17 protein-coding genes are annotated in these 19592 nt (G+C 61.3%); 16 read left to right on the top strand and 1 reads right to left on the bottom strand.

Annotated elements, in window-relative coordinates; all coding sequences use genetic code 11:
* The first annotated feature begins 90 nt into the window (after nucleotides 1-90).
* The gene (locus PS14A_RS11695; RefSeq protein WP_212616236.1) at nucleotides 91-1017 is read left to right on the top strand and encodes an alpha/beta hydrolase; all 927 of its coding nucleotides are present in this window, start codon (nucleotides 91-93) and stop codon (nucleotides 1015-1017) included.
* A 94-nt stretch (nucleotides 1018-1111) separates the two neighbouring features.
* Nucleotides 1112-1321 (top strand): hypothetical protein, encoded by a 210-nt coding sequence (locus PS14A_RS11690; protein WP_212616235.1) that lies wholly within the window; start codon nucleotides 1112-1114, stop codon nucleotides 1319-1321.
* Between the two features lies 1 nt (nucleotide 1322).
* On the opposite strand, the gene PS14A_RS11685 is transcribed toward PS14A_RS11690, so the two are convergent.
* Nucleotides 1323-2297, bottom strand: a complete 975-nt coding sequence (locus PS14A_RS11685) for an NAD-dependent epimerase (RefSeq protein WP_212616234.1) — start codon at nucleotides 2295-2297, stop codon at nucleotides 1323-1325.
* Nucleotides 2298-2979: 682 nt separating this feature from the next.
* Between PS14A_RS11685 and rfaH the strand changes: the two genes are divergently transcribed.
* The 14 genes from rfaH to PS14A_RS11615 all read left to right on the top strand — a co-directional run bounded on the left by rfaH (nucleotide 2980) and on the right by PS14A_RS11615 (nucleotide 19592).
* A complete protein-coding gene (rfaH, locus tag PS14A_RS11680) occupies nucleotides 2980-3498 on the top strand; it encodes a transcription/translation regulatory transformer protein RfaH (RefSeq protein ID WP_212616233.1) in 519 nt (172 codons plus the stop codon).
* A gap of 51 nt (nucleotides 3499-3549) precedes the next feature.
* Nucleotides 3550-4710 carry an outer membrane beta-barrel protein gene (locus PS14A_RS11675; protein ID WP_212616232.1) on the top strand — a complete coding sequence of 387 codons (1161 nt, stop codon included), beginning with the start codon at nucleotides 3550-3552 and terminating at the stop codon, nucleotides 4708-4710.
* Between the two features lie 12 nt (nucleotides 4711-4722).
* The gene (locus tag PS14A_RS11670; RefSeq protein WP_130909790.1) at nucleotides 4723-5256 is read left to right on the top strand and encodes a polysaccharide biosynthesis/export family protein; all 534 of its coding nucleotides are present in this window, start codon (nucleotides 4723-4725) and stop codon (nucleotides 5254-5256) included.
* 2 nt (nucleotides 5257-5258) lie between these two features.
* On the top strand, nucleotides 5259-7568 hold the full coding sequence (locus PS14A_RS11665) for a polysaccharide biosynthesis tyrosine autokinase (protein WP_212616231.1): 2310 nt from the start codon (nucleotides 5259-5261) through the stop codon (nucleotides 7566-7568).
* 66 nt (nucleotides 7569-7634) lie between these two features.
* Nucleotides 7635-9026, top strand: a complete 1392-nt coding sequence (locus tag PS14A_RS11660; RefSeq protein ID WP_212616230.1) for an undecaprenyl-phosphate glucose phosphotransferase — start codon at nucleotides 7635-7637, stop codon at nucleotides 9024-9026.
* A 46-nt stretch (nucleotides 9027-9072) separates the two neighbouring features.
* Nucleotides 9073-10431 (top strand): UDP-glucose/GDP-mannose dehydrogenase family protein, encoded by a 1359-nt coding sequence (locus tag PS14A_RS11655; protein WP_212616229.1) that lies wholly within the window; start codon nucleotides 9073-9075, stop codon nucleotides 10429-10431.
* On the top strand, nucleotides 10428-11135 hold the full coding sequence (locus PS14A_RS11650) for a WecB/TagA/CpsF family glycosyltransferase (protein WP_137213482.1): 708 nt from the start codon (nucleotides 10428-10430) through the stop codon (nucleotides 11133-11135). The genes PS14A_RS11655 and PS14A_RS11650 overlap by 4 nt, the downstream gene beginning before the upstream one ends.
* 11 nt (nucleotides 11136-11146) lie before the next feature.
* A complete protein-coding gene (locus PS14A_RS11645) occupies nucleotides 11147-12226 on the top strand; it encodes a glycosyltransferase (RefSeq protein ID WP_212616228.1) in 1080 nt (359 codons plus the stop codon).
* Nucleotides 12223-13329 (top strand): glycosyltransferase, encoded by a 1107-nt coding sequence (locus PS14A_RS11640; RefSeq protein ID WP_212616227.1) that lies wholly within the window; start codon nucleotides 12223-12225, stop codon nucleotides 13327-13329. The genes PS14A_RS11645 and PS14A_RS11640 overlap by 4 nt, the downstream gene beginning before the upstream one ends.
* Nucleotide 13330: 1 nt before the next feature.
* Complete coding sequence (locus PS14A_RS11635) at nucleotides 13331-14638, top strand: O-antigen ligase family protein (RefSeq protein ID WP_212616226.1); 1308 nt, start codon at nucleotides 13331-13333, stop codon at nucleotides 14636-14638.
* Entirely contained in the window at nucleotides 14632-15561 is a 930-nt protein-coding gene (locus PS14A_RS11630) for a glycosyltransferase family 2 protein (protein ID WP_212616225.1), read from the top strand. The genes PS14A_RS11635 and PS14A_RS11630 overlap by 7 nt, the downstream gene beginning before the upstream one ends.
* Before the next feature lie 16 nt (nucleotides 15562-15577).
* Nucleotides 15578-16996 carry an oligosaccharide flippase family protein gene (locus tag PS14A_RS11625; RefSeq protein ID WP_212616224.1) on the top strand — a complete coding sequence of 473 codons (1419 nt, stop codon included), beginning with the start codon at nucleotides 15578-15580 and terminating at the stop codon, nucleotides 16994-16996.
* 31 nt (nucleotides 16997-17027) lie between these two features.
* Nucleotides 17028-18083, top strand: a complete 1056-nt coding sequence (gene galE / locus PS14A_RS11620; RefSeq protein ID WP_212616223.1) for a UDP-glucose 4-epimerase GalE — start codon at nucleotides 17028-17030, stop codon at nucleotides 18081-18083.
* 30 nt (nucleotides 18084-18113) lie between these two features.
* On the top strand, nucleotides 18114-19592 hold the full coding sequence (locus PS14A_RS11615; protein WP_212616222.1) for a family 16 glycosylhydrolase: 1479 nt from the start codon (nucleotides 18114-18116) through the stop codon (nucleotides 19590-19592).

Below are 19592 nucleotides of genomic sequence, written 5' to 3'. Positions count from 1 at the left end.
CTTGGCACCGGTTATGGGGAAACCTATTCCCCAATCATGAGCATACCATTTCGATTAGTTAAGCCATCACTAACGTCTGATCGAGGTCATATGAACATTGAAGTAAAAGCAGCTGTACAAACCTGGGCCAACAGCCTCAGCGATCTGGTGCCCGTGCTGAAGGGTATCGATACCACCACTAAGATGAGCGACATCCGCGATGCCTACGCAAAAATGCTAGGGCAGAATCAACCACCGGCTGGCGTGAGGTTTGAAGCAGTCGACATGGGCGGCGTGCCCGCTACGCTGGTGACTCCGGATGAACTCAAGACCGACGCGGTGCTGATGTACATCCACGGCGGTGCCTACATCGTCGGTCGACCTGACGGCTACCACGGCATCGGCGGCAACTACGCAAAAATGCTCGGCGCGCGGGTGTACATGCCGGATTACCGCCTCGCACCCGAGCATCAGTTCCCCGCCTCCATCGATGACACTTTGCGCGCCTATGAGTGGTTGCTTGAGCAGAACATCGCCGCCAGCAAGATTGGCTTCGCAGGCGAGTCGGCGGGTGGCGCGATGGTGGTCAGCGTGATGGTCGCGGCAAAATCCAAAGGCTTGCCCTTGCCCGCAGTGGGTTCGTCCATCTCGCCATGGGCCAACCTCGAACACACCGGCGCTTCCATGAGCAATCGTGAAGGCCTTGACCCGCTAAACTCCAAGCCCGTGCTGGACATCCTCGCGCGAGCCTTTCTCGGCGGCACCTTGGCCAACCATCCGCTGGCGTCGCCGGTGTTCGCCGACGTCACCGGACTGCCACCGATTCTGGTGCAGATCGGCGAAAACGAACTGATGCTCAGTGACGCCATGCGTCTGGCCAATCACCTGGCGGACAACCGCGTCCGGGTCAATCTTGAAGTGTGGCCCGGCATGTTTCACGCCTGGCATTTCTACGCGGGCATGCTGGCCGAGGGGCAGCAGGCGCTGGAGAGTTCGGTGCGGTTTATCGAGGCGGGATTGATTGAGGCTAATCGCTGATCAGACAGCATTCGCTGCTGATCGGCGACACTTCTGGCTGTATAGCTCGGCGTCTTGGCGGTATGGTGGTTTGCCGCCCGCCGAGGAACCGTGAATGCCGAAAGAACCACCAGCCCCTGAGAACACCGCCAGCGCAGCCGACATCGAACGCGCCATTCTGGCCTTGAACAAAATGGCCGAACGCCTGTGGGGCGACGGGCGTGAGGCCGAGGCCAAGGCGCTGCTCGATGCACTGGATGCGTTGAACCGCGCCCTCGACCGGATCCGCATCGGGGAAAGTCGCAGGGCCGTCACCCTGCACTGAATCAGAGCTGGTAAAACTCGCGATACCACTGCACGAACGCTTGCACGCCCTGCTCGATCGGCACCTGCGGGCTGAAGTCGATGCAGCGTGCCAGCGCCGATACGTCGGCCCAGGTCTTCAGCACGTCGCCCTCCTGCATCGGCAAATAACGGCGCTGAGCCTTGATGCCCAGTGCCTGCTCCAGACATTCGACGAAGCTCATCAGCGCCACCGGACTGCCGCGTCCGATATTGAATAACTGGTTGGAGCCGCGCCCGGCGCTAAGTGCGGGCGGTTTGTCGAGCAAGCGCAAAATCGCTTCGACGATGTCATCGATAAAGGTGAAGTCCCGCGCCATTTCGCCTTGGTTGTAGAGGTCGATGGCGCGCCCTTGCAGCATCGCCTCGGTGAATTTGAACAGCGCCATGTCCGGTCGACCCCAGGGACCGTAGACGGTAAAAAAACGCAGGCCGGTGGCCTGCAAGCCGTAGAGATGGCAGTAACTGTGCGCGAGCAATTCGTTGGCGCGTTTGGTGGCGGCATATAGCGAGACCGGTTGGTCGACCTGGTCGTCTTCGCGAAACGGCACCCGGGTGTTGGCGCCATAGACCGAGCTGCTCGACGCGTAGATCAAGTGCTCCGGCGGATGACGTCGGCAAGCTTGCAGAACGTTGAGAAACCCGACCAGGTTCGATTGCGCATACGCATCGGGATTGTCCAGCGAGTAGCGCACGCCAGCTTGGGCGGCCAAGTGAACTACCTGTTTGAAGTGGCCGTGCTGGAACAGCGCGGTCAATGCCGCCTGATCGACAATATCCAGCCGATGAAAAGTGAAAGTGGGCAACGTCTCGAGTTTTTGTAAACGTGCCTGCTTGAGTTTGACATCGTAGTAAGCGTTTAGATTGTCGACACCCACAACCTCAAGACCCTCGCGGCATAAACGCATGACCGTGTGATAACCGATAAAACCTGCGGCACCCGTTACCAGAACGCTCATGATCGCCTCGGCTTGATGGTTTGACTTGAAGAGATATGCAGCACCGAACATTTACCTGCGAATAGCGGCAACTATTCATAGACGACCTTAGTTGCCCAGGCCAGCAGCATCCGACGCGAGGCATTTAAAATCCGAACTTCTTACGAATCGAAACATGTAAAATTGAAACTAATTTGCTATCACTCGCACCATCTAACGCCCGCGACTTCAATAACTATGAAAAGTTTAAAAAATCCGACGAAGAGTTTTCGCCCTTTCAAACCAATGACTTACAAAACATGGCCATCATCAGCGGATGAAAGGTAATGTTTTTGACTGTTAGCAATTGACAGCTTGCAAAGACTGGCCGATAACTAACCACTGCCCGATGAGCTCGCGCCGACGCACACTTTTTGCTCTCAGGCTACTTATGCAATTGGATCCTGAAGGTCGCAACTGCGAACCGTGCGGTAGCTTTGCTTGAACAAAAGCGCGGACTCGTTATAGCCAAGACGGCCACGGATATAACAATAACCCAGCCAAGTTGATTCATTTTTGAAACACTTCTTCTGCCAATAAACATTGATGCATCTGGCTCGGCACTTTGCCTTGATCAGCCTACTACCTACTAGCAAGCATGACGGCTCGTCCCACGCTATCGGCCGCCCTGCTTAAACGATCGCTATGTATGGAGTACTCCAGCATGCTAACGGTTTGCCGCAACGGTTCTAACTGGTATTTATTGCAGTGCAAGCCCCGCCAGGATGAACGGGCACAACTCAATCTGCAGCAACAGAACTATTCGACCTTTCGGCCGCAACTGATGAGCGAGCGCAGTATTCGTGGCAAACGCCAACGAACCCTGGAATCGCTGTTCCCCGGCTACGTGTTCATTCAACTGAGCCGCGACGATAACTGGGCACCGATTCGCTCGACCCGTGGTGTCAGCCGCATCGTCGAATTCAACCATGTGCCCGCCCGCGTCGATGAAGACGTGATCGCGCAATTGCGTGAGCGCAGCCAGGAGTCGCTCGGTTTTCCTGCCGAACCGACACTCACGCCCGGCGAACCTCTGCAAATCGTCCAGGGCCCACTGTCCCCGCTTGAAGGCGTGTTCCTGTCCATGCAGGGCGACGAGCGGGTGATGATGCTGCTCAATTTCCTCAACCGCCAACAGCACGTCAGCGTCCCGCTGAGTTACCTCGAACGCCAGCGACAATAGTCCGGATCTGCTTCGCCCTGACCCCGACCCCCTTAATCAGGAGCGTGATCCATGGCTCTGAAGCCTCGCTGTTCCCTGGTTTTAGTCGTCGCCTGCTGTGCCCCCGAAGCTGCCTGGAGCGTTGAGCCGCAAGCGATCAATGTCTACGGCTTCGATTTCACCCCGACCTTTGCTTTGTCAGAAAGCTACGACGACAACTTTCGCGAAGTCGAACACGATGTCGAATCGACCATGGTCACCCGTTTGGCGCCGGCCTTCGAGCTCAAGGCCGAGGATCGCAACAGCGCCACGCGGGTGATCTGGGAACCGACCCGCTACATCTATCACAGCGCCTCGGACGCTTCGAACACCGCCCAGCGGCTGCGCGCCGACAGCATCATGGAATTCACCGATCGGCATCGATTGAAACTGGAAGCCGAGGCGCGTAAATACGAGCGCACCACCTCGACCGCCGTCGACGGCATCAACGACAAGATCGAGAGCCAGCGCGTCGGCGGCGTCTACACCTTTGGCGCGCGCAGTGCGCTGAACCAGATCGACTTCGGCGCCAGCTACGCACAGCTGCGCTACGACAACTCCGATGGCATCAACGATGACAAGGAGCGCAACACCAGCAACCTGACCAGCACCTGGTATCACCGCCTCGGCAGCAAAACCCGTGGCTTGCTCGAATACGACCACACCCGCTTCGACTACCTGCAATCGAACAGCCCGCGGAGCAGCCGCTCCGACGCAGTGCTGGCTGGGGCCGAGTGGGACATGACAGCGAAAACCACCGGCAAATTGCGCGTCGGTTACGAGCGCAAGAATTTCGACCAGAGCGGTTCCGACGACCTGAGCAACCCTACCTGGCAAGTGGATCTGGCGTGGAAACCGCGCACCTACTCGACCTTCACCTTTCTCGCCCGCCAGGCCATGGCCGAAGGCGACGACGGGTCCGACGCGGTGAAAGCCACCTTCACCCAGATCGGTTGGCGTCACGGCTGGACCGAGCGCATCACCACCGTCGCCGAAGCCGGCATGGGCCATTACGCCTACGAAGGCCAGGACCGCAGCGACGACCTGCAGGATTACAAACTCGGCGTGAATTACGAAATGCGCCGCTGGCTGGACGTCGAAGTCGCCTACCGCCACCGCGATAACGACTCCGATGCCGACAACGAAAGCTTCACCCGCAATGTTTTCCAGATCACGTTCGACGTCAGTCTGTAGGAGGGTTGGGCCATGCACACGCGCCTGATTTTATTGTTGTTGCTGCTCTGGACAGTGCCCACAGTCGAGGCGGCGGACACCGACACCAATTACCGCCTGGCCGCTGGCGATGTCTTGCGCATCATCGTGTTCGGCGAGCCGGAACTGAGCTTCAAGAAGATTCGCCTCAACGACGCCGGCACCTTCTCCTACCCGTTTCTCGGCGAAATCGTCGCCAAGGGCCTGACGCCCAATCAGGTCGAACAGAAGATCGTCGACGGCCTCAAGCAAGGCTATCTGGTCGATCCGAAAGTCAGCCTCAGTCAGATCGAATACCGCCCGTTCTACATCAACGGCGAAGTGCAGAAGCCCGGCAGTTATCCGTTTCAGCCCGGCCTGACCCTGGAAAAAGCCATCGCCCTGGGTGGCGGCCTGACCGAACGCGCCTCAATGAAACGAGTGACGATTCTGCGCGGCAGTGGTGGCCCGCCGGTCACCGAGAACATCTCGCGCACCACCGTCATCGCCCCCGGCGACACCATTTCCATTGCACAAGGCTTTTTCTGATCATGGACAACAGCCCAAGCACCTACCTCGAACGTCCGCTCCAGGCCCACTCGCAAACGCAAGCGGGCGATGAGTCGGACACCCTTGATCTGCTGCACCTGTGGCGCGTGGTCTGGTCGGCGAAGTGGAACATCGCCTGGCTGGTGCTGCTCAGTTGCGCGCTGGCCGTGGCGGCGCTGTCGTTCATCACGCCGCAGTACGTTGGCAGTGCGACACTGCTGATCAAGGACAAGACGCCGCCAGTGTTGAGTTTCCAGCAAGCCGCCGAATCCGGCGGCGCCACCACCACTGATTATTTGCAGACCCAGCAGGCGTTGCTGCAATCGCGGGAACTGGCCGAGCGCGCCGTGCGCAAACTTGGCCTGACTACCAATCCGATCACCGATCCCCGCCAGCAGGCGCAGAGCTGGTTCACTCCGCGCCAATGGCTGGCCGACCTCAATCGTGACCAGTGGCTGCCATGGCTGGACCTGTTGCCGCCGCCCAAACCGCCAGCGACCGAAGAACAGGTGTTCAACGACGTCACGCAAAACCTGATGCTGCACACCAGCGTCAAGTTTGTCGGCAAGAGTCAGTTGCTGGAAATCGACGTCGAACTGCCTGACCCGGCCCTCGCTGCGGCGGTGGCCAATGCCCTCGCCCAAGGCTTCATCGACAGCCAGCAGGACACCAGCCTCAAGTCCTCGCAAAACAACACCAGTTGGATGAACACCCGCCTGGTCGAGTTGCGCGACAACCTGCGCGTTGCCGAAAACAAGTTGCAGGCCTATCGCGAAGAACAGGGTCTGGTCGATGTCGACGGCGTCGCCACCATCAGTGCCAACGAGCTGCAAATGACCGGCAACCGCATGATCGATGCGCGCCGCGATCGCGCCGAAGCGGAGAGCCAGTTCCGGCAGGCGCAATCCTTGAGCAACGGCGACATCAGCCGTTTGTCCAGCGTGCCGGCAGTGTTGAGCAATCCGCTGATTCAGCAGTTCCAGGCTGATCTCGCCAAGGCTCAGGCCAAAGTCGAAGAGTTGTCGGGCCGCTACGGGCCGAAACACCCGGCGCTGATATCCGCCCGTTCCGAACAGCGCACCGCCGCCAACAGTCTGCGCCTGCAAGTGCAGCAAGTGGTTGCCGGTATCGAGCGCCAGTATCAACTGGCAGTAGCCAGCGAAGACGCGTTGCGCAAATCCTTCAACAGCAACAAGGCGCAGATTCAGGACATTTCGCGCAAGGAATTCCAGCTGCGCGAATTTCAGCGTGAAGTCGACAGCACCCGGGCGCTGTACGAAACCTTCGTCACCCGCCTCAAGGAAACCGCCGCCACTTCCGACATGGACTCGGCCAAGGCGCGCATCGTCGACCCGGCGATCGCGCCGCTGGAAGCGAGCAAACCGCGCAAGAATCTGATCCTCGCCATCGTCGCGCTGGTGGCTGCGGTGGTCGGCGTCGCCCTCGCCTTCCTCTTCGATACGTTGAGCAACACGTTCAAGACCGACGACACCGTCGAGAGCCTGCTCAATGTGCCGCTGCTCAGCGTCGTGCCGTTGGTGATGAAAAAGAGCCGGCGGCAGTTGGCGCGTTTGTTCGAGGACAACGACCACCCGCGTTTCTGCGAAACCATCCGCAACCTGCGCACCTGGCTGATGCTGCAAAACAACGAACGCCCGGCGCAGGTGGTGCTGGTCACGTCTTCGGTGTCCGGCGAAGGCAAGAGCACCATCGCCAACAACCTCGCCTCGTCGTTGGCGCCGCTGGAGCGAGTGCTGCTGATCGATGCTGACATGCGGCAGCCGACGCTGTCGCTGAACTTCGATTTCCCGCCGGAAAGCCCTGGCCTCGCCAACCTCATGGCCGGCACCGCGCGGCTGGAAGACTGCATTCGCAGTGTCGGCAATCTCGACATGCTCCCGGCCGGCTGCCTGACGCCATCGGCGCTGGATCCGTTCGAGGCACCGCGTTTGAAAGCCTCGAGCAGTTCGAGCAATGCCGTGGCGCCGGCGCAGGATTTACTCAGCTCACCGCGCCTCGGCCGGCTGTTGCAGATTCTCAAGTCGCGCTACCGGCACATCATCATCGATTCGCCGCCGGCGGAGATCGTCAGTGACGCACTGTTGCTGGCGCAGCATTCCGATGCGGTGATCTATGTGGTCAAGGCGCAGAGCACGCCGGTGGGCCAGGTGCGCAAGAGCATTGCCGTGTTGCAGCAGAGCCAGGCGCCGGTGTTCGGCGTGGTGCTCAATCAGGTCGATCTGCGCAAGGCGCGCAAGTACGGCCATGGCCATTCCCGTTCCTTCTACGACTACGACTTCGCCCCGCGCTGATCCTTCGGGCCGTGCCGCCCGGCAACAGCAAATCCTTCCCTGTTCGACGAATCGGAGATCGCGCCGATGACCTCGCAATATTCCGCGCAAATGGCACACCGTCGCGGCCTCACCTTCTGGGTGCACTGGCTGTGCGCAATGACCCTGGTCAACCTGTTGCTGATTGTGCTGGTGCAATGGCGCATCGGCGATTTGCCCAGTGAATATCGGCTGCTGATCATCCTCACCGTGCTTGGCTCGATGCCGGTCTACGGCCTGGTGCAGGTCTACCACAAGCGCCATGGTCTGCTGGTCGGGCTCGGACGTTTGCTCGCCGGCTGGCTGATTCTGCTCGGGCTGCTGATGAGCATCGCCTTTGTCACCCAGACCAGCGCGTTGTTCTCCCGGCAGGTGGTGATTGTCTGGGCCGTGGTGGGTTTTCTCGCCCAGGCGGCGACGTTTCTGCCGCTGCATCTGTTCGTGCGCATGTATACCAAGATGATCTGCAACGAGCGTCGAGCGGTGATCATCGGCACCTGCCCGACTGCCCATGAGCTGGCGCGCAAACTGCTCGACCCGGATCGTGCGCTGCTGCTCGGTTTTGTCGCGGCGAAAGCCAACAGCGGCCCGGCGCCGAGCATCCTGCCGCTGCTCGGCGAGGTCGAGGACATTCGCGAAATCATCACCCGCTTGCAGGCGCGGCGCGTGTACATCGTGCTGCCGATGGCCGAGGCAGCGACCATCGAAGCGCTGTACATCAACCTCCTCGACATGAACGTCGACGTGGTGTGGATTCCGGATCTGGGCAGCATGGTCCTGCTCAATCATTCGATCTCCGAGATCGAGCGGATGCCGGCGATCTATCTCAACGAAAGCCTGCTCACTTCGCACCCCGGCAGCCTGTTCTGCAAGGACCTGTTCGAACGCAGCGTCGCTGCGGTGGCGCTGATTCTGCTCAGCCCGCTGCTGCTCGGCGTGGCCATCGCGATCAAGCTGACGTCGCCGGGGCCGGTGCTGTTCAAGCAGAACCGCCATGGCTGCGACGGCGAAGTGATCCGCGTGTGGAAGTTTCGCTCGATGCGCGTGCACGACGATCAGCAAGTGCGCCAGGCCACCCGCGACGACGACCGCGTCACCCCACTGGGACGCTTTCTGCGGCGCAGCTCCATCGATGAGCTGCCGCAACTGTTCAACGTGCTGTTCGGCCACATGGCGCTGGTCGGCCCGCGCCCCCACGCGGTGACCCACAACATCTATTACACCGGCAAGGTGCGCGCCTACATGGCGCGGCATCGGCTCAAGCCTGGCATCACCGGGCTGGCACAGATCACCGGGCATCGCGGCGAAACCGAGACCGTGGAAAAGATGCAGCGCCGGGTCGCTCAAGATCTCAATTACATCAATCAATGGTCGCTGTGGCTGGACATCAAGATCCTGCTGAAGACGCCCTTCACCCTGTTTTCGAAAAACATCTACTGACAGCGGCCAGCGCTCTGGCCCACCCCGCCACGCATGAGGTTTTCCCATGAATGTGAGTGTATTCGGTATCGGTTATGTCGGACTGGTCCAGGGCGCCGCGCTGGCCGAGGTTGGCCACAACGTGCTGTGTGTGGATGTCGACGCGGCCAAGGTGCAGGCCTTGAACGACGGCACTCTGCCCATCTACGAACCCGGGCTGAAAAGCCTGGTGCGGGACAATCATCACAGCGGCCGCCTGCAATTCGGCAGCGATCTGGCCGCCGCCGTAAGGCATGGCGATGTGTTGCTGATCGCGGTCGGCACGCCGCCGGACGAGGATGGCTCGGCGGATCTCAAACATGTGCTCAGCGTCGCCCGCACCATCGGCGAGCACCTGCGCGGCGAGCAGATCATCGTCGACAAATCCACGGTGCCGGTGGGCACTGCGGACCGGGTGCGCGAATGCATCAGCGCCATCCTCGGCGAAACCGGCCGCGCTGCGCTGACCTTCGACGTGGTTTCCAACCCGGAATTTCTCAAGGAAGGTTGCGCGGTCGACGACTGCATGCGCCCCGACCGGATCATCATCGGCACCGACAGCCCGCGTGCCGAAGCGCTGATGCGCGAGCTGTACGAACCGTTCAATCGCAACCGCGAAAAAATCATCGTCATGGATGTGCGCAGCGCGGAGCTGACCAAGTACGCGGCCAACTGCATGCTCGCGACGAAGATCAGTTTCATGAACGAAATGGCCGGGCTCGCCGAAAAGCTTGGCGCCGACATCGAAATGGTTCGCCATGGCATCGGCTCGGATCCGCGCATCGGCTACCAGTTCATTTATCCCGGCATCGGTTACGGCGGTTCGTGTTTTCCCAAGGATGTGCGGGCGTTGATCCATGCCGCCCACGGCGTCGACATCGATGCGCGCCTGCTCCGCGCGGTGGAATCACGCAACAACGAGCAGAAAAGCACGCTGTTCCACAAGATCGCCGAGCACTTCAACGGCGCGCTGGAAGGCAAAACCTTCGCGCTGTGGGGCCTGAGCTTCAAGCCCAACACCGACGACATGCGCGAAGCCCCCAGCCGCGTCTTGATGGAGGCGTTGTGGCGTGCCGGCGCCAATGTGCAGGCATTCGACCCGAAAGCCATGGAGCAGGCCCAGCAGCTTTACGGCCCACGCGATGACCTCACGCTGGCGGGGACCAAAGAGGCGGCGCTGAAAAATGCCGACGCGCTGGTGATCGTCACCGAGTGGCAATCGTTTCGCGCACCAGACTTCGAACTGCTCGCCCGCCAGTTGAAAAATCCGCTGATCTTCGATGGCCGCAATCTGTTCGATCCGCAACGCCTCAGCGCACGCGGCTTCACCTACATCAGCGTTGGTCGGCCGACCTGCGCCGCCGAAGCACAGGATCTTGCATCATGATCCGCCTCGAGCTGCTCGACCGTTATTCGCCGGCCCTGCTGGAATCCAACCGGGCGTTTTCCTTTCTCAACTTCGCCTCGATCGGCAGTTTCATCCGCCAGCCGCCGTCGTCGCTGGCGTATTTCTGCGACGGCATGCTGATGTCCGGTTTCATGTCGCGCATCACCGGGCGCGCGGTGCAGCGGGTCAGTTTCGATTTCACCTCGATTGCCGACCCGGTGCTGCGCGAGTCCGAGCAGCGCGGCAAGCGCGTGTATGTGGTCGGCGCGCAGCAGGCGGAGCTTGATCGTTTCGTCGACAAGCTCGGCACGCAGTACCCGCGCCTGCAATTGGTCGGCGCGCGCAACGGTTACTTCGACGCCGAACAAGGTGCGGCAATCCAAGCTGACATCTGCCGGCAGCGGACCAATCTGCTACTGGTCGGCCTTGGCGCCGGTCTGCAAGAGCGCTTTATCCTCGAAGCACTGCGCGGTGGTTTCAGCGGCGTGGCGTTCACCTGCGGCGGTTTCATTCGTCAGGAGGCCAATGCCAGCGAGCGTTACTACCCCGACGCGATCAATCGCCTGCACCTGCGCGCCTTTTACCGCATGTATCGCGAGCCGCACACGATCAAGCGTTACCTGCTCGACTACCCGAGCAATGCCCTGCGCCTGACCGAACTGATTCTGCGCCAGCAAGTGGCAATCAATGTCACTGCCCCATGAGGATTGTGCCGATGCATATTCTGTTCACGCTCAAGGATTACCAGACTGGCGGCGGCGTCGAGTGCGTGCAGCAACGCCTCGCCGAACAGTTTCTGGCGGACGGTCGGCGGGTGAGTTTTTTCGTCATGAACGGCGACTCGCCCAACGTCGACGGCGCGCCGAGCATGGCCGGTGGCGGTGGCGGCCTCGCTGGCTGGCTGAAGTCGATCGTGCTGCTGCGCCGGCTGATTCGCCGTGAGGGAGTGACGCATCTGATTGGCGCCAAGGAGCAGGCCAACCTCTGCACCTGGTTCGCCACCCTGGGCAGTGCCTGCAAAGTCATCTACACCCGCCATGCCGCGCTGGATTGTGCCGAGCAGAACACCGGGCGCGCCAGCCTGCGGCTGTTGTACGCGCTGTATCTGTGCGGCAGCGGCAAGGTGGTCGCGGTGTCCCAGGGATTGCGCCAGTCGCTTGCCGGGTTGATGCCTTGGGGCCAACCGCGCATCCGTTATTGCCCGAACGCGGTCATCACCGAGCAACTACTGCGCGCGGCACAAGCGCCGCTGCCCGGTGGCGTGCCCCATCATTACTGGCTGGGGGTCGGCCGGCTGGTGGAAACCAAAGGCTTCGATTTGCTGCTCGAGGCGTACGCGCTGGCGGCGCAACAACGCACGCTGCCCTATCTGGTAATTGCCGGCGACGGCCCTTTGCGCGCGCAGCTTGAAGCGCAGGCACAACGGCTGGGCATCGAACGCTTGGTGCATTTCACCGGGCATCTGCGCAATCCCTATCCGCTGATCCGCCATGCGCAGCTGTTGGTGCTCAGCTCATTGCACGAAGGCTTGCCGACGGTACTGGTCGAGGCGCTGGCGCTGGGCACGCCGGTGATTTCCACCGATTGCGGCAGCGGGCCGCGCGAGTTGCTCGACGACGGACGCCTCGGGCGCCTGGTCAACGTTAATGATGCGCAGGCGTTGGCCGAGGCGCTGCTCGACAGCCTGGCCAGCCGCGAATCCGCGCCACCGCCGCGACGCTCAGTCAGCGAAGCGATCCAGCCCTATACCAGCCAGTACGCCGCGCAGGCTTATTACCAGGTGTGGAACCGATGAAAAAGCTGCTGATCATCCTCCAGGACCTCGGCGCCGGTGGCGCGGAGAAAATGATGGTGCGCCTCGCCGGTGCCTTGGTCGAGGCCGGTAATGAAGTGACATTGCTGATGCTCACCGGTGCCGGCATCAATCAACCGGCGCTCGATCCTCGGGTCAGGCAAGTGTTGCTCGACAGCCCGCGCAGCGCCGCCGCCGTGCCGGCGCTGATGCGCTTTTTGCGCAGCAACCGCTACGACGCGCAACTGGCGGTGCTCACTCACGTCAACGTCGTCGCGATTGCCGCCGCCGCGCTGTCCGGTACCTTGGCGCGGCTGCATGTCAGCGAGCGCAATGCCTTTTCGCGGGACAAGCACGTCAACCCGGCCCTGTCTGTGAAGCTCGCTTACTGGCTCGCGCCATGGCTGTACCGGCTGATTCCCAACCCGGTGATCTGCGTGTCGCAAGGCGTCGCCGAGGATCTGGTCGACACCACCATCGCCCGCCCTCGCGATGTGACCACCGCTGACAACCCGGTGCTCGACAACGATTTTCGCGACAAGCCTGCCGCCGCGCCCAGCCATCCCTGGCTGAAGAACAAAACCACCCCGGTGATCGTCGCCGTGGGTCGGCTAGCGCAGCAAAAAGGCTTCGACACTTTGATCGACGCCTTCGCCCGCCTGCCGCAACGCGATGCGCGCCTGATCATTTTCGGCGAAGGCGCATTGCGCGCTGAACTGCTCGCCCAAGCGGCGGCGCTTGGCGTCGCGGAGCGTTGCGATCTACCGGGTTACGCCAGTGACCCTATCGCCGAGATTGCCCGGGCAGATTGTTTTGTCTTGTCGTCACGCTTCGAAGGCAGCCCCAACGCTTTGGTCGAAGCGCTGTCGACCGGCACGCCGGTGGTAGCGACCCGCTGCCCGTATGGCCCGCAGGAAATTCTCGCCGATGGCGCCGTGGCGCCCTTGGTCGAGGTTGACGATCCGGCCGCCCTCGCCGCCGCGATCAGTGCACAAATGGCCACGCCGCGAGCCGTGCATCGCCAGCGCCGTATCGAGGCCGCCGCGCGCTTTGTCAACGCTCGCGCGGTGCAGACCTACCTCAAGGCGTTACTCGGGAGGCGCTGAGATGAACCGCCTGCAAGTGCGTTATTCGACGCTGGCCGACGCCTTCACCTTGTTTGGCGTGCTGTTCTATACGCAAGTGATCGGCTTCTTTCTGCGCCTGGGTAATGTCAGCACCCTGGACGATGCCCAGCAGGATCTGGAAGGCAATCTGGCCAATCAGGTCTGCGGCTTGCTGACCTTGCTGGTGCCGCTGTTCTTTTTCATCCGCCACAAGGTTTTTCTCAGCAAGAGCTTCTACCGTCAGAATCTGTTTTTGCTGTTGTTCCTGGGCTGCGTGGCGGCGTCGATCAGTTGGTCGAGCGAGCCGATGCTCAGCTTCAAGCGTTTCGTTGCGCTGCTCAGCGTATTGTTCTTTGCCGGTTTCATCGCCTGGCGCTACAGCATCGAACGGATCGCGTTTCTGTTCGGCTGCGTGATCGGCGCGGCGGCTTTGGTCGGCTTGATCTTCGCTTTGATTCGCCCGGATATTGCCTTTATTTCCGGCGGCATCCGTGACGGTGCGTTTCGCGGGGTGTTCGCAGAAAAGAATGCCGGTGCACGCCTGAACGCTATTGCGATTCTGTTGCTGCTGCCGATGATCCGTCAGCGCAACCCGATGGCCATGCTCTACGGATTGTTCGCGCTGATTGCCGTTGGCCTGGCGCAGTCGGCCACGGCGATTGCGCTGATCGTCGCCGGCACTGCCAGTTACGCCTACTTCATCACGCTGATCCGCTTGCGCATCAACCGTTCACTGTTGGCTTTCACGGCGGCGACGCTGGTGTTCTTCCTTCTGTGTGGTGTGCTCTATGCCAACTACGCGATGCTGCTGGAACTGGTGGGCCGTGACCCGTCGCTTACCGACCGCACGCTGATCTGGGAACTGCTCCAGCCGCTGATCGATGACCAGTTCCTCAAGGGCTACGGCTTCGGTGCGTTCTGGGCGAGTGCCGATGCCGATGCGTTCATTACCCGCTGGGGCTACATCGGCAATGCCCACAGTGGCTACGTCGAAACCCTGCTCAATGGCGGCTTGATTCAGTTGATCGCCCTGCTGCTGATGTTTGCCCAGACCCTGAGCAAGCGCTACCGGGCAATCACCGCCGACCAGTCGGCGCGCTATCAGGCCTGTGCGCTGGTAATCATCGGCCTGTTCGTCGTTACCAATTACGTCGCCTACGTGATCCCCAACTATCGCTCGGGCGAGTTCCTGATTTTCTGCGTGCTCAGCCTGACCTTCCGTCATCACCTCGTTGCGCGCACGCAGCCGTTGCCAGGCGCCAAGGCTCGGCCGATGCGCGCCACTTTCCGGGAGCAACGCCCATGCTGAATGATCCGTCAGCCGTCACCGTGTGCGTGGTGATTCCGCTGTACAACGCCGCCGCCAGCATTCAACGCACACTGGACTCGGTGTGCGCGCAGACCCGCCTGCCGGACAAAGTCATCGTCGTCGATGACGGTTCCAGTGATGCCGGGCCAGAGATCGTCAAGCACTACGCCGCGCCCTTCCCCATCGTGCTGTTGCAGCAGCCCAATCAAGGCCCGGCCAGTGCGCGCAATCGCGGCGTGTTCAGTGCCGAAGAAACCTTTATCGCCTTCCTCGATGCCGATGACCGCTGGCATCCTGAGAAACTGCAAAAACAACTGGCGCTGCACGCGGAGTTGACTCGACAGGGACGCAAAGTCGGCTTGATCGATTGCTTTCAGATGAGTGAATTCAGTGATGGCAAACGTCAATTGGAAGATCGCTGCAAACACGGCGAGCACTTTGCCGATTTCATGCGCGAAAACATCATCAACGGCACCTCCGGCGTGCTGGCCGTGCGCGAGATCATCGTCGCCATTGGCGGCTTCGATCAGAGCCTGCGTTTTGCTGAGGATCGCCTGCTGTGGACGCGCATCGCCGAAATCAGCGAGATCCACAGCGTGCCGCAGATTCTGCACTGGCGCGCCGTCAACGCCGCCAACATCACCGCGCAACCGCACAAGTATTACCCGCACAAGCTGCGTTTCATCCAGCTGTACCTGGCGCGCTACGGCACCCGTCTGAACAAACAGCAGCGAATCTATTTCGTCCTCGCCAACCACGCCGAATTTCTCAATGCGTTTTCCCGGCGCGGCGATCATCGGCGGGTCATCGAAGTGTTCCGGCAGATGCTCGGGCATTCGTGGCAGACGCTGTTTTTCTTCCAGGGCAAACCAACCCTGCGCTACCTCTATGCCTGCTTGAAAAGCCTCGGCAACAGCCGCTGAATGTCGGGATCGCGCCATGGCCAACCGCCGCTTCATGACCCTCATATGGATTTTCACCGAGAAGTTCGGCCTGATCTTTCTGTCGATGATTACCTTTGTCGTCTACGCGCATCTGCTGACGCCGACGGAGCTGGGCATCGGCACGCTGATCATCGCCGTGGTCGAAGTGGTCGGCATTCTGTTTTCGTCGATGCTGGAAGACCCGCTGGTGCGCCTGCAACGTGTCGAGGACAAACACATCAGCAGCGTGTTCTGGTTTGCCGTGCTGGTCAGTCTGTTGTCGATTGCGTTGATTACGCTGGCGGTGGTGCTGTATACGCCGTCCACCGCGCTGCGCTGGATGACCGCCGTGGCCTCGGTGAAAATCCTTTTCACCCTGATGGCGCGGGTGTATGTGGCGCAGATGCGCCGCAGCGGCAATTTCAAGTTGCTGGCCTCGCGCACGTTGCTCGGCAAAGTCGCTGGCGGGGTCGGCGGCGTGGCCGTGGCGCTGTTGGGTTTCGGTCCGTGGGCGGTGGTCGCGCAGGCGCTGATCATGGACGGTATTTCCACGCTGGTGTTGATGCGCAGCGAGCGTCGGCGCATTCCCTTTCTTATCGACCGCCAAGTGCTGGGCGAACTGCTGCGCGCCGGTCTCCCCGTTTGCGTCAACGTGATGAGTTCGCAAACCCTGCAACGCGGCGTCAACCTGATTCTCGGTCTCACCGCTGGCGCCCATGCGGTGGGCATGTTCAACCTGGCCATGCGCATCATCGACCTGCCGCGCTCGGCGATCTACAACGGCTTGATGAGTTACGCCTTGCCGGTGTTCGCCCGGCGCAGCGCTGAACCGTCGCGCCTGATCGGCGTGATAGGTGATTCCACGGCGATCAGCGGTTTCGTGCTGACACCGCTGTTCTTCGGCATCGCCCTGATCGCCGAAGACATCATCCTGCTGATCTTCGGCGCGAAATGGGCCGACGCGATTCCCTTGCTGCAAGTGCTCGCCTGCACGGCAGCGCTGGGCAATCTGGCCCTGTACGCGACCACCGCGCTGGTGGCGGTCAATCGCACGCACTTGACGCTCAAGGCCGAAGTCGCCACCACCCTGCTCGCGCTGGCGCTGGTGTATCTGCTCGGGGCGAGCTACGGCGGCATGGCGGCGGCGCTGGCATTGCTGCTGCGCATGCTGCTGATCACGCCGTTGCAGGTACGCGGCCTGCACGCCGCGATCGGTTACGACTGGCGCAGCTTCTTTCAGTCCAGTTACCGCAGCCTGCTTGCATCTCTCGTGATGGTCGTCGTGGTGATGTGGCTGTCGCGGCAGACCGGCCTGTCCGGTTATGCGCACCTGGCCGGCGACATTGCCATCGGCACGCTGACCTACGCCTTGGCCTACAGCCTGCTGCACCCGCGCTGGCCGCAAGAATTCAAGCTGGTATTCACCGCCCGCTGAGCCGGATTTCCTCGCAATGGAGCACGTCGTCATGCGCAAAACCACGTTGATCACGGGCGGTGCCGGCTACATCGGTTCGCACACGGCACTGCAATTGATCGAGTCTGGACACTCGGTTCTGATCCTCGACAACCTGTGCAACAGCAGCCGTGAGGCCATCGCACGCCTGGAACTGTTGAGTCATTCGCACATCGACTTCATCGAAGGCGATATACGCGACGCCGCACTGCTGGACGAGATTTTCAGCACCTACGCGATTGATGCAGTGCTGCACTTCGCCGGGCTCAAAGCGGTTGCGCAAAGCGTGCGCCGCCCCATGGATTACTACGCCAACAATGTGGTCGGCACGCTGAACCTGTGTCAGGCGATGGCCCGCGCCCACGTGTTCAATCTGGTGTTCAGTTCCTCCGCGACGGTGTACGGCGAGCCCGCCCGCATGCCCATCATCGAAGACCACGGCACCGGCAAACCGGCCAATCCGTACGGGCGCTCGAAGCTGGTGATCGAAGAACTGCTCAGCGACCTCGCCCTTGCCGACTCGCGCTGGAGCATCGCAGTGCTGCGCTACTTCAACCCGATCGGCGCGCACGATAGTGGGCTGATCGGCGAGGCGCCCAACGGTCGGCCGAACAATCTGCTGCCGTGCCTGACCGAGGTTGCCAGCGGCCAGCGCGCGGCGTTGACCGTTTATGGCAACGACTATCCAACGGTCGACGGCACCTGTATCCGCGATTACGTCCATGTGCTGGATCTGGCCGAAGGTCATCTCAAGGCACTGCAGGTTTTGCAAGGCACTGAGCATGGCCTGCACGTATGGAACCTCGGCACTGGCACCGGCTACAGCGTGTTGCAGATCATCAGCGCCTTCGAAGATGTCAGCGGCCTGCGCATTCCCTACCGCTTCGCCCCGCGCCGCGCCGGTGATATCGCCGAGTGCCGCGCCGACGCGAGCAAGGCCGGGCGCGAATTGGGCTGGCGGGCGCAACGCGAACTGACGCAAATGCTCGTCGACAGCTGGCGCTGGCAGACCCACAACCCATGGGGCTACCGCCCGCAACCGGCGCTGCTGCTGGCGGTGGGCACTTGAACCGGGGCAAATCCACGTTAGGGACGACTCATGAACAGATCACGTTGCTTGCTGTTGGTTTTGCTGCTGCTGAGCGCTGGCGCCAGCGCCAATATTCCCCAACCGGTGGCTGACGGACTGGTGCTGTGGCTGGACGGCAATGATCCGGCCTCGATGAGCCTCGAAGGGCAAAACCAGGTCGTGCGCTGGCTGGATAAATCCGGCAAGGGCAATGACGTGTTCGTCGACAATCGCGCGGCGACGACTTTGCCGACGCGGGTCGATAACGCCCTCAACGGCCACGGCGTGGTGCGTTTCAGCGGCACGGCGGCGTTCATGGGCCAGGCGATCCGCACGAGCAAAGGCCCGGTGACGGTGTTCGTTGTCTCGCGGCGCTTGCCGGAGCAGGCCGGCGGCAAGGCCTGGCAACGACTGTTCAGCTCGCGGCCGCAACTGGCGGATAACGATAACGTCGCACCGAACTTCGGCATCAGCGTGCAGCAAACCACCGCGTACGAACCGGCGCTGGCGTTGCTGGAAACCAGTGACGTGCCGATCGGCCCGTTCGCGGTGGCGCGCAATGTGGTTGGCACCTCGGAGATCCTGCGTGGCGACATCGCCGAAGTGCTGGTTTATGACCGCCCATTCAGCAACCAGGACGAACGCCGTAACGTGTTCGACTACCTCGCGCAAAAATGGGCGGTCACCGTTCCGCAACAGGCCGATGCGTGGACCCGCGTCGGCCCATTAGGCCCGACCCCGACTCACGTTACCCCCGACCTGCCGTTGTCGGATCAGGCCAATACCGGCGGCTGGAAGCTCGATACGCGTCTGTCCGACGAATTCAACGGCAGCGCGCTCGATGCCCAACGCTGGCACGTCAACAACGCCACCGGCACTGATTCCCTCGGGCGCAAACCGGCGCTGTTTTTGCCGGAGAATGCCAAGGTCGGCAGCGGCAACCTGAACATCACTTTTCGCAAGCAGACCCTCCCGGAAAAATACGTGGCGCTGGGCTACAAGGATTACAGCTCGGCCATGGTGCGCACCAACGAGCGCGGGATGTACGGCTATTACGAAGCCCGGGCGAAACCGATGAACTCTGCCGGTTCCAGTGCGTTCTGGCTGGCGTGGACCGGGCTGCCGGACAACGCCACGGAAATCGACATCTTCGAAATCGGCGGCAAGACCCGCAATGAAGCGTTCGACTATCGGTACAACATGAACGCGCATGTCTGGGCCAGACCGCAGAATGATCAACACCTGAGTTCCGGCAGTACCTGGATTGCACCGTGGCGGCTGGCCAATACCTTTCATGTCTACGGCTTTGACTGGCAACCCGAGACCTTGCGCTGGTACGTCGACGGCGTGCTGGTCCGGGAGGCGAAGAACAACTACTGGCACTTCCCCATGCAAATCGTCTTCGACAGCGAAGCGATGTGGGACTGGTTCGGCGTGGTCGACGATGCTGACCTGCCGTCGGTGTTCCGCATTGATTACGTCAGGGTCTGGACGCGCTCAGCGCAATAG

It is taken from the genome of Pseudomonas sp. 14A, assembly GCF_018132745.1.
Lineage (GTDB): Bacteria > Pseudomonadota > Gammaproteobacteria > Pseudomonadales > Pseudomonadaceae > Aquipseudomonas > Aquipseudomonas mercuritolerans.
Note: the sequence above shows the minus strand (reverse complement) of the source record. Positions and strands in the feature narration are given on the sequence as shown.